The organism is Pseudomonas sp. 3A(2025), assembly GCF_054589175.1.
Window position 1 is genome coordinate 167686 of the sequence record NZ_BAAILM010000113.1, and the last position, 15834, is coordinate 183519.

The 15834-nt window shown below is 62.1% G+C and carries 16 protein-coding genes; 4 read left to right on the forward strand and 12 right to left on the reverse strand.

Features of this window, described 5'->3' with window-relative positions; genetic code table 11:
- Positions 1 to 24 precede the first annotated feature (24 nt).
- The 11 genes from astD to acs all read right to left on the reverse strand — a co-directional run bounded on the left by astD (position 25) and on the right by acs (position 12599).
- The gene (gene astD / locus ACYP2A_RS27360) at positions 25 to 1494 is read right to left on the reverse strand and encodes a succinylglutamate-semialdehyde dehydrogenase (RefSeq protein WP_459749050.1); all 1470 of its coding nucleotides are present in this window, start codon (positions 1492 to 1494) and stop codon (positions 25 to 27) included.
- On the reverse strand, positions 1491 to 2507 hold the full coding sequence (gene astA / locus ACYP2A_RS27365) for an arginine N-succinyltransferase (protein ID WP_459749051.1): 1017 nt from the start codon (positions 2505 to 2507) through the stop codon (positions 1491 to 1493). Before astA ends, astD begins: the two co-directional genes overlap by 4 nt.
- A gap of 54 nt (positions 2508 to 2561) precedes the next feature.
- A complete protein-coding gene (aruF, locus tag ACYP2A_RS27370) occupies positions 2562 to 3593 on the reverse strand; it encodes an arginine/ornithine succinyltransferase subunit alpha (protein ID WP_459749052.1) in 1032 nt (343 codons plus the stop codon).
- Positions 3594 to 3659: 66 nt separating this feature from the next.
- Positions 3660 to 4877 (reverse strand): aspartate aminotransferase family protein, encoded by a 1218-nt coding sequence (locus ACYP2A_RS27375; protein WP_459749053.1) that lies wholly within the window; start codon positions 4875 to 4877, stop codon positions 3660 to 3662.
- Positions 4878 to 5007: 130 nt separating this feature from the next.
- A complete protein-coding gene (gene argR, locus ACYP2A_RS27380; RefSeq protein WP_459749054.1) occupies positions 5008 to 6000 on the reverse strand; it encodes a transcriptional regulator ArgR in 993 nt (330 codons plus the stop codon).
- Between the two features lie 102 nt (positions 6001 to 6102).
- Positions 6103 to 6867, reverse strand: coding sequence for an ABC transporter ATP-binding protein (locus ACYP2A_RS27385; protein ID WP_459749055.1), 765 nt, complete (start codon positions 6865 to 6867; stop codon positions 6103 to 6105).
- A gap of 21 nt (positions 6868 to 6888) precedes the next feature.
- Positions 6889 to 8001, reverse strand: coding sequence for a succinylglutamate desuccinylase/aspartoacylase family protein (locus ACYP2A_RS27390; RefSeq protein WP_459749056.1), 1113 nt, complete (start codon positions 7999 to 8001; stop codon positions 6889 to 6891).
- A 1-nt stretch (position 8002) separates the two neighbouring features.
- Positions 8003 to 8701, reverse strand: coding sequence for an ABC transporter permease (locus tag ACYP2A_RS27395; RefSeq protein ID WP_459749057.1), 699 nt, complete (start codon positions 8699 to 8701; stop codon positions 8003 to 8005).
- Positions 8698 to 9387 carry an ABC transporter permease gene (locus ACYP2A_RS27400; RefSeq protein ID WP_459749058.1) on the reverse strand — a complete coding sequence of 230 codons (690 nt, stop codon included), beginning with the start codon at positions 9385 to 9387 and terminating at the stop codon, positions 8698 to 8700. Before ACYP2A_RS27400 ends, ACYP2A_RS27395 begins: the two co-directional genes overlap by 4 nt.
- Positions 9388 to 9479: 92 nt before the next feature.
- Positions 9480 to 10256: an ABC transporter substrate-binding protein gene (locus ACYP2A_RS27405; protein ID WP_459749059.1), complete on the reverse strand. Its 777-nt coding sequence runs from the start codon at positions 10254 to 10256 to the stop codon at positions 9480 to 9482.
- Positions 10257 to 10643: 387 nt separating this feature from the next.
- Positions 10644 to 12599, reverse strand: a complete 1956-nt coding sequence (gene acs / locus ACYP2A_RS27410; protein WP_056838516.1) for an acetate--CoA ligase — start codon at positions 12597 to 12599, stop codon at positions 10644 to 10646.
- 281 nt (positions 12600 to 12880) lie between these two features.
- Here acs and ACYP2A_RS27415 point away from each other — a divergent pair, with 281 nt between their 5' ends.
- The 4 genes from ACYP2A_RS27415 (at position 12881) to ACYP2A_RS27430 (ending at position 15425) form a co-directional block, all read left to right on the forward strand.
- A complete protein-coding gene (locus tag ACYP2A_RS27415; RefSeq protein ID WP_459749060.1) occupies positions 12881 to 13162 on the forward strand; it encodes a DUF2790 domain-containing protein in 282 nt (93 codons plus the stop codon).
- Positions 13163 to 13216: 54 nt separating this feature from the next.
- A complete protein-coding gene (locus ACYP2A_RS27420; RefSeq protein ID WP_459749061.1) occupies positions 13217 to 13573 on the forward strand; it encodes a 4a-hydroxytetrahydrobiopterin dehydratase in 357 nt (118 codons plus the stop codon).
- A gap of 393 nt (positions 13574 to 13966) precedes the next feature.
- Positions 13967 to 14146, forward strand: coding sequence for a hypothetical protein (locus ACYP2A_RS27425; RefSeq protein WP_459749062.1), 180 nt, complete (start codon positions 13967 to 13969; stop codon positions 14144 to 14146).
- A 76-nt stretch (positions 14147 to 14222) separates the two neighbouring features.
- Positions 14223 to 15425: an MFS transporter gene (locus tag ACYP2A_RS27430; RefSeq protein WP_459749063.1), complete on the forward strand. Its 1203-nt coding sequence runs from the start codon at positions 14223 to 14225 to the stop codon at positions 15423 to 15425.
- Here the strand turns inward: ACYP2A_RS27430 and arfB are convergent.
- Complete coding sequence (gene arfB, locus ACYP2A_RS27435) at positions 15419 to 15832, reverse strand: alternative ribosome rescue aminoacyl-tRNA hydrolase ArfB (RefSeq protein WP_459749064.1); 414 nt, start codon at positions 15830 to 15832, stop codon at positions 15419 to 15421. The genes ACYP2A_RS27430 and arfB overlap by 7 nt on opposite strands.
- Positions 15833 to 15834: the final 2 nt, after the last annotated feature.

Here is a 15834-nt window from a genome sequence, read left to right on the forward strand (position 1 = left end):
TATACCGCCAGCACGCCGGGACGATCAGTCCAGACGAATGCCCGGCGTCAGGCTGCCGGGCAGGGTCAGGTCCCGGGCCTCCAGCGATGCCACCGGCCAGGCGCAGTAATCGGCGGCATGATACGCACTGGCGCGGTGGTTACCCGATGCGCCCACACCGCCAAACGGCGCGGTGCTGGCGGCACCGGTCAACGGTTTGTTCCAATTGACGATACCAGCGCGGCTGTGCAGCCAGAACTCACGGTAGCGCTCTTCGCTGTCCGAGAGCAGCCCGGCGGCCAGGCCAAATTGCGTGGCGTTGGCCTCGGCGATCGCGCCGGCAAAATCGTGGTAGCGGATCACTTGCAGCAACGGCCCGAACAGCTCCTGGTCAGGGCGCTGTGCAACCTGGCTGACATCGAGAATCCCGGGGCCGAGCAAGGCGGTGCCCGGCTGCAAACGGGTCATTTCCAGCAACGCCACGGCGCCGCCAGCCAGCAGATCACGCTGGGCCTGCAACAGGCTGTCGGCGGTCTGCAAGGAAATCACCGCCCCCATGAACGGCGCCGGCTGGCGGTCGAAAGCCCCCACCTGCAAGGTCTTGCTGACCGCGACCAGGCGCTGCAAGAATCCATCGCCCCAAGTACCTTCGGGCACCAGCAGACGCCGGGCACAGGTGCAGCGCTGGCCAGCCGAAATGAATGCCGACTGGATCACCGCGTACACGGCAGCGTCGACATCCTGCACTTCATCGACCAGCAACGGATTATTGCCGCCCATCTCCAGCGCCAGAATTTTCTCCGGGCGCCCGCCAAATTGCTGATGCAGGGCATGGCCCGTGCGGCTGGAACCGGTGAAAAACAGTCCGTCGAGCCCCGTGTGTGCGGCCAGCGCCACACCGGTGTCGCGCCCACCCTGCAACAGGTTGAGCACACCCGCCGGCAAACCGGCCTCGACCCAGCATTGCACGGTCAGTTCGGCCACGCCGGGGGTCAGTTCACTGGGCTTGAACACCACGGTATTACCGGCCAGCAGCGCCGGCACGATATGGCCGTTGGGCAAATGGCCGGGAAAATTGTACGGACCGAACACCGCCACTACGCCATGCGGCTTGTGGCGCAAGACGGCGCTGGCATCGCCCAGCGGGCCACTCTTCTCGCCGGTACGCTCGCGGTAGCTCTGCACCGAGATGGCGATCTTGTTGACCATGCTGGTCACTTCGGTGGCCGACTCCCAGAGCGGCTTGCCGGTTTCGGCACCGATCCTGGCTGCCAGCTCATCGGCGCGCACCTTGAGGCGTGCGGCGAACGCTTCGAGCAGATCGATGCGTTCTTGCAAGGGCCGCAGCGCCCAGCCGGCAAAGGCCTGGCGCGCCGCCTGCACCGCCTGATCAACCTGAGCGGCGCTGGCGGCTTCACCGCTCCAGATCACTTGCTGGCTCACCGGATTGTGCGAAGCGAATGCCTCACCCTGCCCGGCCTGCCAGGCGCCGTCGATGTACAGGCTGCTCATCACACACCCGCTGCCAGCGGCACGGCACGCACGTTGTCGCCGGGGCTCATGCGCAGGCGCCGGGCAGTCGCCGGGTCGACCACCAGCGTACCGGCCACCGAGCGCGCACGGCCCACGGTAATACGGCAGTCTTCGCGCTTGCGGTTATGAATCAGAAACAGCGGTGCTTCTTCGCCTGCCGTGCCGATGGCCAGTACCAGCGTCTGGCTGTCACGCACCGCACGTACCTTGCCGGTTTCGCATTCGATGGCAGGGCCCGCATCGAAGATGTCGACATAGCCCTGATAAGTGAAGCCTTCGCTCTTGAGCATGGTCAGCGCCGGCTCGGTTTCAGCATGCACGCGGCCGATCACCTCGCGGGCCTCGGCAGACAGGAAGCAGGCGTACAGCGGAAACTTGGGCATCAGCTCGGCAATGAACGCCTTGTTGCCGACGCCAGTCAGGTAATCGGCCTGGCTGAATTCCATCTTGAAAAAGTGCCGGCCCAGGCTTTCCCAGAACGGCGAGTGGCCCTGGCCATCGGAAATGCCACGCATCTCGGCGATGATCTTGGGACCGAACAGGTTCGGGAATTCGGCAATGAACAGCATGCGCGCCTTGGACAGCAGGCGACCATTGAGCCCGGTGCGAGAATCGCTGTGCAAAAACAGCGAGCACAGTTCCGAGTTGCCGGTCAGGTCATTGGCCAGGAACAGGGTCGGTATCTCGCGATAGATGTTCAACTCCTGAGAGGCATTGACCGTCAGCCCCACCCGGTAGTTGTACCAGGGCTCGCGCAGGCCGACAGCGCCGGCAATGGCGCTGATGCCGATGACCCGCTCCTGATCGTCTTCCAGCACAAACAGGTAATCGGAGTCGGCCCGCTCGGCCTCGCCGCGAAAGCTTTTTTCGGCCCAGCCCACCCGATGCGTCAGGCGCTGTTCGTTGGCCGGCAGGGTCGTCAGGCCCGCACCGGTGCTGCGCGCCAGGTCAATCAGCGCGGGCAGGTCAGTGCTGCGTACAGGACGAACGATCATGTTTTCTCCTCAAGGGGCTCTGTGAGCCCCGACAAACCAACCGACCGCTGCCGGTCAGACCGCGACGATACGCACACTGGCGCCTTCGCCGACACCCAGCGCCTCGGCCGCCTGCGTATTCAGGGTCACCGGGCGACCCGGCGCCCAGTCCAGCTCCAGCAGCACGGCCCGGTAATCCTGCAACAGGTCGTTGGCGACCAGGTACAAGCGCCCGCCACGCCCGGGCTCGCTGCCCTGCCCGGCCTGGATCTTGACCGGTACCAGGCGGCTCTGGGCAATCGAACGAATCCCCGAGGTGCGCGCATGCAGGGTCGGCCCACCGTCGAAAATATCGATGTAGTGATCGGTTTCGAAGCCTTCGCGCATCAGGATATCGAAGGTGATCTGCGCACGTGGATGCACCTGGCCCATGGCCTCTTGCGCGTCATCGGACAGCAGCGGCACATAAATCGGGTAATGCGGCATCAGCTCGGCCAGAAAGGTCCGGCTCTTGAGCCCACACAGGCGCTCGGCATCCGCGTAGTTGAGGTCAAAAAAATGCCGACCGATCGAGTCCCAGAACGGCGAGTCGCCGTGTTCGTCGCTGTAGCCGACGATTTCGGTGACCACCGAATCGGCGAAGCGCTCCGGATGGCTGGCGATGAACAACAGCCGGCCACGCGAATTGAGCTCCGACCAGGCGCTGCCGACCAGTTCAGGGATCACATAAAAGCTGGTCAGCAGGCTGTTGCCGGTCAGGTCGTGACACAGCGACAGTACGTGGGTCTTGTTGTGAATCTTCAGTTCACGCGAGGCGTGTACGAACGTCTCGTTACGAAAGCTGTAGAACGGCTCGGAATAGCCCGCCGACGCGACGATGCCCGAGCAGCCCACAAGGCGGCCGGTGTCGCTGTCTTCGAGAACGAAAAAGTAGGTTTCTTCACCGTTGAAGCTGACTTCGGCGGCAAACGACGACTCGGACGCAACAATCTTGTCGCCCAGCCGATCCACATCGTCAGGCAGGGACGTGACACCGATCGGGCTGTCGGCGGCGAGGCGCTGAACCTCGGCCAGGTCAGCCATTTGCGCGGGGCGCATCACCAGCATGGTGTCACTCCTTGGCGTGTAGACCTGCCGGCGGTGCCGGCAGGCAGATGGATAAGGCAGGCCTGCTTAGCCGGCCAGCTTGGCAACGGCGCGTTCGAAGCGGTCCAGGCCCTCTTCGATGTCGGCGTCGAGAATCACCAGGCTCGGTGCAAAACGGACCACATCGGGACCGGCTTGCAGGATCATCAGGTCTTCGGTTTCGGCAGCGGCAAAAATGTCCTTGGCGCGGCCTTTCCAGGCATCCGACAGCACCGCACCAATCAACAGGCCCAGGCCGCGAACTTCGCTGAACACACCGTACTGCTCACCGATGCGCTCCAGACGCGTCTTGAACAGTTGCTGTTTGGCGAGCACGCCTTCGAGCACTTGCGGGGTGTTGACGATGTCGATCACCGCCTCGCCCACCGCACAGGCCAGCGCGTTGCCGCCATAGGTGGTGCCGTGCACGCCGACAGCGAAGTGTTTGGCCAGTTTTTCGGTGGTCAGCATCGCTGCCAGCGGGAAACCGCCGCCGATGCTCTTGGCGCTCGACAGAACGTCCGGGGTCACGCCGTAGTGCTGGTAGGCAAACAGCTTGCCGCTACGGCCCATGCCGCTTTGCACTTCGTCGAAAATCAACAGCGCGTTGTGCTGGTCGCACAGCTCACGGGCGCCTTGCAGATAAGCCAGATCGGCCGGCAGCACGCCACCTTCACCTTGAATCGGCTCCAGCACCACGGCGCAGGTCTTGTCACTGATGGCGGCTTTCAGGGCTTCAAGGTCGTTATACGGCACATGGGAAATGCCGGTGATCTTTGGACCGAAACCATCGGAATACTTGGGCTGGCCACCGACACTGACGGTGAACAAGGTACGACCGTGGAAGCTGTTGAGGGCGGCGATGATTTCGTATTTTTCAGGACCGAAATTGTCGTGCGCCACACGGCGCGCCAGCTTGAAGGCTGCCTCGTTGGCCTCGGCGCCGGAGTTGCAGAAGAACACCCGCTCGGCAAAGGTCGCGTCGACCAGCTTGTGCGCCAGGCGCAGGGCCGGCTCGTTGGTGAACACGTTGGAGACGTGCCAGAGGCTATTGCCCTGCACGGTCAGCGCGCCGACCAGCGCCGGATGGCAATGGCCCAGTACGTTCACCGCGATGCCGCCGGAAAAGTCCACCAGCTCGCGGCCGGCCTGATCCCAGACCCGCGAGCCCGCACCGCGCACAGGAATGAACCCGGCTGGCGCATAGTTGGGGACCATTACCTGGTCGAAATCGGCGCGTTGCACTGCAGCATGCTCAACGGACATCAGAGTCTCCTGAAGAGAAACGCCTGCCAGAAACCGGCAAGCGAGTGATAAGGGATTGTAAGGACTGCATTTTGCGCGGCCTTGTCGTCATGCGACAAGTTGTTACAGCGGTTGGGCGCGGTTTTATACCTCAACCGCGCTCGGCTGGCACCGACGATAACTCGAAAGGGCTGTTGCTGCGGCGCTGGTTGCGGTCTTCACGCGGGGTGGCGCCGAAGAAATTGCGGTAGGCGCTGGAGAAGTGCGGGCCCGACGAAAAGCCGCACGACAGGCCGATCTGGATGATCGATTTGCTGGTCTGCATCAGCATCTGCCGGGCCTTGTTCAGGCGCAGCTCCAGGTAATACTGGCTGGGCACCCGGTTGAGGTACTGCTTGAAGATGCGCTCCAGTTGCCGACGCGACACACAGACATGCTGGGCGATTTCGTCGGTGGTCAACGGTTCTTCGATATTGGCCTCCATCAGCAGCACCGCCTGGGTCAGCTTCGGGTGGCTGGAGCCCAGACGATTCTGCAGCGGAATACGCTGGCGCTCGCCGCCTTCGCGAATCCGTTCGACCACCAGTTCTTCAGAGACGGCGCCGGCCAGCTCTGCGCCGTGATCGCGCGACAGCACCGCCAGCAGCAGGTCGAGCACCGACAGGCCGCCACAGGCGGTCAGCCGGTCGCGATCCCAGTCGAACAGGTGGCTGGTGGCAATGACCTTGGGAAAGCGCTCGCTGAAATCGTCCTGCCAGCGCCAGTGCACCGCCGCACGGTAGCCATCGAGCAAGCCGAGCATGGCCAGCGGATAGACGCCGGCCGACAACCCGCCGATCAGGCAGCCGCTGCGCACCAGCTGTTTGAGGGCACTGCCCAGCGCCGGCGCGATGGCCGCCGGCGGCTCATCGGCGATCACGAACAGTTTTTGCAGCCCTTCCAGGCGGGCGGCGCTCCACAGCTCGCCCGGCAGGCGCCAGCTCGACCCGGCGGCTGCCGACGGGGTTTCGGCGTGCAGAATCACTTGTTCGTACAGCACATCGGGATGGACGTGCTGGGCAACGCTCAAGGCTTCTTCGGCCAGCGCCAGGGTCAGGGCCTTGGTGCCGGGCCAAACGAGAAAACCTATTCGGTGGGCAGTCATTGGGACATCCAGTACTTATTGCCGCTCATAGGGCTCTGTCGCCCTTTGGGGGCCGACGCAGCATGCCTTGTTCTACATCCAAAAGCACCAATACGGTGCAAGTTACTTCAGGCTTCCCGACAGAAACTGCCGCAGCCGTTCGGACTGCGGGTTGCTCAGCACTTCACGCGGGTCGCCCTGCTCTTGCACCAGGCCCTGATGCAGGAACACCAGTTGATTGGAGACCTCGCGGGCAAAGCCCATTTCGTGGGTCACCACCACCATGGTCCGGCCTTCCTGGGCCAGGCTCTGCATGACCTTGAGAACATCGCCGACCAGTTCGGGGTCCAGCGCCGAGGTCGGCTCGTCGAACAGCATCACCTCAGGCTCCATCGCCAGCGCCCGGGCAATCGCCACGCGCTGCTGCTCGCCACCGGACATATGCCCAGGGTAAGCATCCTTGCGGTGCGAAACGCCGACGCGGGCCAGGTAATGCTCAGCCTTTTCCAGCGCTTCGCGGCGCGGCACGCCAAGCACCTGAACCGGTGCCTCGATGACGTTTTCCAACGCTGTCATGTGCGCCCACAAATTGAAGTGCTGAAACACCATGGCCAGCCGCGAGCGCATGCGCTGCAACTGCCTGGGTTCGGCGGCACGCAGGCTGCCGTCCTTGCCCGGCACCAGACGCAGCTCTTCGCCATTGAGCAAAATCTTGCCGGCGTGCGGCTGTTCAAGCAGGTTGATGCAACGCAGGAAGGTACTCTTGCCCGAGCCGCTGGAGCCGATGATGCTGATGACATCGCCGGCCTGGGCGGTCAGAGACACGCCCTTGAGCACCTCGTGGGTGCCGTAGCGCTTGTGCAGATCCTGGACTTGCAGTTTGTTCATCTAAAGGCTCTCAAAAAACGGTCAGTCACTGAGCAGGCGCCCGTGGCGAAGCGCGGTGCGCCCCGCCACCTTGGCCAGCCAGAAACCGGGTTGAGCGTAACGAAGCCGCTCGACGGCGAACAACACGCCAGCGGTGGACGAACACACGGTGCTGGCCTGATCGGACAGCGGGTCGATGACCTCGAACAACGGCTCGCCGACCTCGACCCAGGCACCCGGCGCACGTAAAAAAGTCACCACACCGGGGTGCGGCGCGTAGATCAGCTCGGTGCCTTCGAACGGCATGCCTTCACACGCCTCGGTGGCCGGTCGCGAGCCGTTGCCCTCGATCAGGCCTTGCTCGGCCAGAAACGCCAGAATGCCGTCGGCATGCGCGCGGGCCTGGCCATCGCCGGTATCGGCCTGGCCACCCAGCTCCAGCGTAGTTGCCAGGCACCCCAGCGGAATCCGGGCTTCAGGAAAAATCCGCGACAGGCGCAGCCAGGGCAGCGAGCAGGCTTCATCGAACGAGCTGCCGCCGGAGTCTTCGGCCAGCAGCGCCACGCTCATCTGCAGGTGCGCGGCCAGCGAGCGCCATTGCGGCCATTGTTGCGGCAAGGTGTACATGTGCAACGCAGCCTCGGCATCGCAGTGCAGGTCGAGCACCACATCGGCATCGCAGGCGTGGCTGAGCAACAGGCGCTGCAAGCCTTCAAGCTCGCTTTGTGCCGTCGGCAACCCGGCCAGCGCGTCACGCATGGCCTGGCGGATCATCAGCACATTGGCGTGCGGATCGTCGCCCAGCCGGCCTTCGAGCTGCGCGGCCACCGGCTCGCTGAGTTCGGCAAAGTCACGGTTGAAGTTCTTGCCGCTGCCGAACTCGAAGCGCCCTTGATGAGCCCCCTGAATCAGTTGCCCCAACCCCAGCGGGTTGGCCACCGGCACCAGCTCGATAGTGCCCTTGAGCGCGCCTTGCGCTTCAAGCTCGACCAGGCGCTTTTTCAGCTCCCAGGCGGTGCGCATGCCGGGAAGTTCATCGGCGTGCAGGCTGGCCTGGATGTAGGCCTTGCGCTCGCCGGAACCGAAACGGAACACGCTCAACTGACGCTGGGTGCCGAGGCTGCTCCACGGCAATAGGTGATCGATACGTTGCATGTCAAACCTTCCTTGGGGCCAGGTAACCGAGCCAGCGGCGCTCAGCCAGGCGGAACAGCCGCACGAGAATGAATGTCAGGCACAGATAGAAAACGCCTGCGGTGATGTACGCCTCGAAAGGCAGGTAATACTGGGCATTGACCGTGCGCGCCGCGCCGGTCAGGTCGATCAGGGTCACGATCGACGCCAGACTGGTGGCTTGCAGCATCATCAGCACTTCGTTGCTGTATTGCGGCAAGGCCCGGCGCAGTGCCGAGGGCAGCAGAATGCGCCGGTAGAGCGTCACCTGCGACATGCCCATGGAACGCGCCGCTTCGATTTCACCGGCCGGCGTGGCCTTGAGGCTGCCGGCAATGATCTCGGCGCTGTAGGCACTGGTATTGATCGCAAACGCCATACAGGCGCAGAAGGTCGCGCTCGATAGCCACGGCCACAGGTAACTGTTGCGCACCGCCTCGAACTGGGCCAGCCCATAGTAAATCAGGAACAACTGCACCAGCATCGGCGTGCCGCGAATCACGTAGGTGTACAGCCAGGCCGTACCGTTGACCCAGCGGTTTTTCGAGACACGCATGATGCCCAGCGGCAGCGCCACCAGCAGGCCGAAAAACAGCGAAATCCCCAGCAGTTTCAGGGTCACCAGCAGGCCGCTCAGGTACAGCGGCAAGCTGTCCCAGATCACGTTGTAGTCGAACATCATAGATCAGCCGCCCTTACGCCCACGCTGTAGCGCTTCTCCAGATAACGCAGCACCAGCAGCGAAACGCTGGTGATCAGCAGATACAGCGCCGCCACGGTAAGAAAGAAGGTAAATGGCTCGCGGGTCGCGTCAGCCGCCTGCTTGGCCTTGAACATCATGTCCTGCAGGCCGACCACCGAAATCAATGCAGTGGCCTTGACCAGCACCAGCCAGTTATTGGTAAAGCCGGGAATCGCCAGACGCACCATTTGCGGCACCTGAATACGCCAGAACACCTGCACGCCGCTCATGCCATAGGCAGCGCCGGCTTCGGCCTGGCCTTTGGGAATGCCCAGAAACGCGCCGCGAAAGGTCTCTGACAGATAGGCGCCGAAGATGAACCCGAGGGTGCAGATGCCCGCCAGTAGCGGATTGAGGTCGATGTAGTCGTCATGACCGAGCATGGGCGCCACGCGGTTGATCAGGTCCTGACCGCCGTAAAAGATCAGCAAAATCAGCACCAGATCGGGAATCCCGCGCACCACCGTGCTGTACAGATCGCCCAGCCAGGCCATCCAGCGTACCGGCGACAGGCGTATCGCCACACCGATCAGCCCCAGAACGATTGCCAGGGCCATCGACGACAGGGCCAACTGCAAGGTCAGCCAGGTGCCTTCGAGGATCACGGCCCCGTAGCCTTTCAACATGGTGTACGGCCCTCAAACGTATGGATAAAAAATGGCGCAAGCAGGATGGCCCGGCTTGCGCCATTTTCGACAGTCAATGCAATGGCGAGGTTTTACTTGCCGTAGATATCGAAGTCGAAATATTTGTCCTGAATGGCCTTGTACTTGCCATTGGCGCGAATCGCGGCGATGGCCGCGTTCAGGCGCTCCAGGTTTTCCTTGTCACCCTTGCGCACGGCAATGCCGATGCCTTCGCCGAAGTATTTCGGGTCAGTGAAAGACGGACCGACAAACGCATAGCCTTTGCCCGCGTCGGTTTTCAGGAAACCATCCTGCAGCAACGTGGCATCGGCCACGGTGCCGTCGAGGCGACCCGCGCCGACGTCGAGGTAGATTTCGTTCTGCGAGCCATACGGCGTCACCACAGCACCCAGCGGCGCCAGGACTTCACGGGCGAAACGCTCGTGGATCGAACCGCGCTGCACACCGATGCGCTTGTCTTTGAGCTCAGCCAGGCTGTCGCTGACGGCAACGCCCTCTTTCATCACCAGACGTGCCGGGGAATTGTAGTACTTGCCGGTGAAGTCCACGGACTTCTTGCGGTCGTCGGTGATCGACATGGACGACAGAATCGCGTCGATCTTGCGTACTTTAAGCGCCGGGATCAGGCCGTCGAATTCCTGCTCGACCCAGGTGCACTTGACCTTGAGCTCTTCGCACAGGGCGTTGCCGATGTCGTAGTCGAAACCGACGATGCTGCCGTCGGCAGTCTTGGAGGCGAACGGAGGGTAAGCGGCTTCGATGCCGATCTTCAGTGGTTTTTCATCGGCAAAAACCGGCTGGGTGAGCACGGACAAGGCCAGTGCGCCCATAAGCATGAGCTTTTTCATTCCTGAGACTCCGTCGTAAAACATTCAGGTGGCAGATTGAGCATAGAACTCAATGCACGAAGAGGCAGCGGGTGTGCAATGCCAAAGGCTGGAACATGAAAACCGGGCATCGCGGATGGGCGGGCATTCTAGCGGCAGGTGACAGGCCGATATTTCGTCAATGCGACAACTAGTTATACAAGCCGCTACAGATCGGAGAGTGGCTGTTGACAAGACCGATTCGGCTTGAGCAAAGGGTAAGTTTTCCCACACCCGGCAAAGCAAAAAGCGCGCCCATTATTGGCAATGCCTTTTGATACGGCAAGCCTGAACGCGGTTCGTTCATCGCCCCGATGAAAAACGCCCCGCCAGGCGTTGCCTGACGGGGCGCGTTCACGGATTAAATGCTCAGGCCACTTTCATGGTCTTGTGCGTATCGATCAGGTGCTGCACTACACCGGGATCGGCCAGTGTCGAGATATCGCCCAGCGCATCGTATTCGCCGGTGGCGATCTTGCGCAGGATGCGGCGCATGATCTTGCCCGAGCGGGTCTTGGGCAGGCCCGGCGCCCACTGGATCACATCAGGGGATGCAATCGGGCCGATCTCTTTGCGCACCCAGTTGCGCAATTCGATGCGCAGCGCTTCGTCCGGCACCTCGCCGGAGTTGAGCGTCACGTACACATAGATGCCCTGGCCCTTGAGGTCATGCGGCACACCGACCACGGCGGCTTCTGCGACTTTGGGGTGCGCAACCATGGCGCTTTCGATCTCGGCGGTGCCCATGCGGTGCCCGGAGACGTTAAGCACGTCGTCCACGCGGCCGGTGATCCAGTAGTAGCCGTCTTCATCGCGGCGTGCGCCGTCGCCGGTGAAGTACATGCCACGGAAGGTCTTGAAGTAGGTGTCGACAAAGCGGTCATGGTCGCCGTACAAGGTGCGCGACTGGCCTGGCCACGAATCGAGAATCACCAGGTTGCCCTCGGCCGCGCCCTCGATCAGGTTGCCGAGGTTGTCGACCAGCGCCGGAATCACACCAAAGAACGGACGGGTCGCCGAGCCTGGCTTGAGCGCGGTGGCGCCCGGCAGCGGGCTGATGAGGATGCCGCCGGTTTCGGTCTGCCACCAGGTGTCGACGATCGGGCAGTTCTGCTTGCCCACGGTGTCGTAGTACCAGCCCCACGCTTCGGGGTTGATCGGCTCACCCACCGAGCCCAGCAGGCGCAGGCTGGAACCGTCGGCGCCTTCGACCGATTTGGTGCCTTCGGCCATCATGGCGCGGATCGCGGTCGGTGCGGTGTAGAGGATATTGACCTTGTGCTTGTCGACGATTTTCGACACGCGGGTGATGTCAGGGTAGTTCGGCACGCCTTCGAACAGCAACGTGGTCGCGCCGTTGGCCAGCGGGCCGTAGACGATGTAGCTGTGGCCAGTCACCCAGCCCACGTCGGCGGTGCACCAGTAGACTTCGCCGGGCTTGTAGTCGAACACCCGCTCGTGGGTCAGTGCCGCGTACAGCAAGTAGCCTGCGGTGGTGTGCAGCACGCCCTTGGGCTTGCCGGTGGAACCGGAGGTATAAAGGATGAACAGCGATTCTTCGGCGCCCATCTCTTTTGGCGCGCAGGTGCTGGAGGCCACTTCCAGCAGCGCGTGGTACCAGATGTCGCGGTGACGGTTCCACTCGATCTCGCCGCCGGTGCGCTTGCAGACGATGACCTTTTGCACGCTGCTGGTTTCCGGGTTGGTCAGGGCGCGGTCGACGTTGGCCTTGAGCGGGGTCTTCTTGCCGCCACGCAGGCCTTCGTCGGCGGTGATCACTACCTTGGAACTGCAGTCGATGATGCGCCCGGCCAGCGCTTCGGGCGAGAAGCCGCCGAACACCACCGAGTGAATTGCGCCGATCCGCGCACAGGCCAGCATGGCGACCACGGCCTCGGGAATCATCGGCATGTAGATGGTGACTACGTCGCCACGGTGCACATCCTGGCCGCGCAGGGCGTTGGCGAACTTGCACACTTCGGCGTGCAGCTCACGGTAGGTGATTTCGCGGTGTTCCGACGGGTCATCGCCTTCCCAGATGATTGCGATGCTGTCGCCGCGTTCTTCCAGGTGACGGTCCAGGCAGTTGTAGGCCACGTTGAGGGTGCCGTCGGCAAACCACTTGATGTCGACCCGGTGATCGTCGAAAGAGGTCTGTTTGACATGAGTGAAAGGCTTGATCCAGTCGAGGCGCTTGGCCTGTTCACGCCAGAACCCATCGGGGTTGACCACCGACTGCTGGTACATGGCCTTGTAGGTTGCCTCGTCGGTCAACGTATTGGCCGCGACTTCTGGGCGCACGGGGTACAGGGAAGCTGCACTCATCTTGGTTACCTCGGTGAAATAGTTGTTGTTGTATGCCTGTGTTTTATCCCGCCACAGGTTGTGGGGCCATTCGACGATGGTCTTACCGTGCAGAGCGCACCATTGTTGCAGTTTTGCCAAAACCGCTTATCAGACTGACGCCTATATCCCGCGCCGGCAGGCTCCTAGAATGTGCCTCGCCAACCGGCAATACGCTACAGACACCCCACGCAGACAGGCTGAAAACATCGATCCGATCCGGGTCGATGCGGTCTCTCTCGCACTGAAAAAAGGCTTACCACATGAAACGCTCCCTCTGGATTCTGGCACTTTGCGGCTTCAGCACCCTGGCGCTGGCTGAAGAATCGTCGACCAGAACAGCCAGCCAGACCGCCCCAGCCGCCGCTCAGACCGTCGAAACCTATACCTACGACTCGCACCCCGATATCGCCCGGGTGATTTCTATCAGCCCGACGCCGAATGTGTGCAAGGTCGTGCCGGCGCGGATGACCTATGAAGACTCGCAAGGGCACCGCCATGTCATGAGCTATCAGGTCATGGCCAACGGCTGCGGCAATAGCTGATCGTTCAGGTGCGGCTATGCTAGAGGGCCTTCCTTATGATTCAGGACTGCCGCCATGACTGCCTTGCACCAGAAAACCTGCCAGCCTTGCAACGCCGACGCCCTTCCTGTCACTGACGAGGACCTGCCGGTGTTGCTGGCGCAACTGCCGTTGTGGCGCCTGGAAACCCGCGACGGGGTCAGGCAGTTGGAAAAAAACTACACGTTCAAGAATTTTGCCAGTGCCCTGGCCTTTACCAACACCGTCGGCGCGCTGGCCGAACTTGAAGACCATCACCCGGCCTTGCTCACCGAATGGGGGCAGGTCACCGTCACCTGGTGGACGCACGCAATCAAAGGCCTGCATGCCAACGATTTCATCCTCGCGGCCCGTACCGAAGCCCTTGCACAACAAGCCCTGGGGCGAAAATAGCGCTCTAGACCGCACTTGTACGACGACCACTAAAAATGGCTTTTGTTTCATCAAGGGCAAATTAAAAGTCTGATTGTCATCTTCACTGCGCTATCCTGACGCCGCTTTATTCAAGCAAGGTTCAATCTGCAAACCCTTGAGAGGAGTGATGACGATGCATGAAATACCCAACTTCCCCTTCACAAGCCCCCAGGAACCCTCGCAGTCCGTTCTGGCTCGCCAAGAGCTCGGGCATGCGGCTGATATCAAAGCAACAACCCCGGCTGAAGACGGCCAACAGGCCTTGAGCGAAGACTGAACCCGCGAAAAGGCAATCAGCAGGCGTATCGAAAACGGGCCCACCTGTTTTCCATACGCCTGTCATGCTTCGAGCCCCTTGAAGAGGCCCTCCCCATGAACGATTTCAAGCCTGAACAGGCCGATGTACTGATCGACACCGCCGAAAAAATGATCGACCTGTGGATGCGCCTGAGCCCGGAAAAGCAGAATGCCCTGCTGGCGCGCTTCGGCACCCAGGAAAATGCCCTGGCGGCACTGATGACCACCCGCTTGTTGACGGCCGCCAATAGCTGACCGCCATTCCTGTACGCCCCCGCACCCGCTATCATGAACGCCGATCGTAAGCTTGCTAAGGTTTCGGCGCTCTCTAATGACCACATTCGAAAAAAGCTCCACCCCTACCCAGATGCAAGTCACCCGGCAAGTCGTCTCGGTGGTGCTGTTTACCTTTATCGGCTACCTGAACATCGGTATCCCGCTGGCCGTACTGCCCGGTTACGTTCACACCGACCTGGGTTTCGGCGCGGTGACGGCGGGGCTGGTGATCAGCGTGCAATACCTGGCGACCCTGCTCAGCCGCCCATGGGCCAGCAAGATCATCGATAACCTGGGCTGTAAAAAATCGGTGCAGTACGGCTTGCTCGGCTGCGGCTTGAGCGGGGTGTTCATGCTGCTGGCGGTGGGTCTTGAGGACTGGCCACTGGTCAGCCTCGCCAGCCTGCTGGTGGGTCGCGTGCTGCTCGGCAGCGCTGAAAGCCTGGTCGGTTCAGGTTCGATTGGCTGGGGCATCGGCCGCGTCGGCGCGCAACACACCGCCAAAGTGATTTCCTGGAACGGCATCGCCAGCTATGGCGCCCTGGCCATCGGCGCACCACTGGGGGTCTGGCTGGTCAAGACCTTTGGCCTGGCCAGCATGGGCATCAGCATCATTTTGCTGGGCATCATCGGCCAGTTGCTGGCCTGGAAACGATCACCGGTGCCCATCGTCGTCGGCGAGCGCCTGCCGTTCATCCACGTGCTGGGCCGGGTATTTCCGCATGGCATGGGCCTGGCGCTGGGCTCGATCGGCTTTGGCACCATCGCCACCTTCATCACCCTGTACTACGCCAGCAATAAATGGCCCGATGCAGCGCTGTGCCTGAGCCTGTTCGGCGGCTGTTTCATCATTGCCCGGTTATTGTTTGGCAACCTGATCAACCGGCTGGGCGGTTTTCGCGTGGCGATCGTCTGCCTGAGCGTCGAAACCCTCGGCCTGTTACTGCTGTGGCTGGCGCAAACGCCGGAGCTGGCACTGGTCGGCGCCGCCCTGACCGGCTTTGGTTTCTCGCTGGTCTTCCCGGCGCTGGGTGTCGAGGCGGTGAATCTGGTGCCCGCTTCAAGCCGTGGCGCGGCAGTCGGCGCCTATTCGCTGTTTATCGACCTGTCGCTGGGCATCACTGGCCCATTGGCGGGCGCGGTGGCGGCAGGCTTCGGCTTTGTGTCGATCTTCCTGTTTGCCGCCGCCGCGTCACTGTGCGGCCTGGCACTCAGTGCGTGGCTGTACTCACGCAGCAAGGCGCTACGCGCTCAATAGTCAATCTTGCCGCGCCCGGCCTTGATCGAGCCGCGCCTGGTCTTGGATTCCAGCCGGCGCTTTTTCGAGCCAAGGGTCGGCTTGGTCGGGCGGCGCTTTTTCTCGACCCTGGTGGCGTTGACGATCAACTCGGTCAGGCGCAGCAAGGCATCGGCGCGGTTCTGTTCCTGGGTGCGGTATTGCTGTGCCTTGATCACGATCACCCCGTCGCTGGTGATACGGCTGTCGCTCAACGTCAGCAGCCGTTCCTTGTAGAACGGCGGCAACGATGAGGCATTGATGTCGAAGCGCAAGTGCATGGCGCTCGACACCTTGTTGACGTTCTGCCCGCCTGCACCCTGGGCGCGAATCGCGCTCCATTCGATTTCGCCATCGGCCAGGTGAACGTTATTGGAGATGATCAGCATGA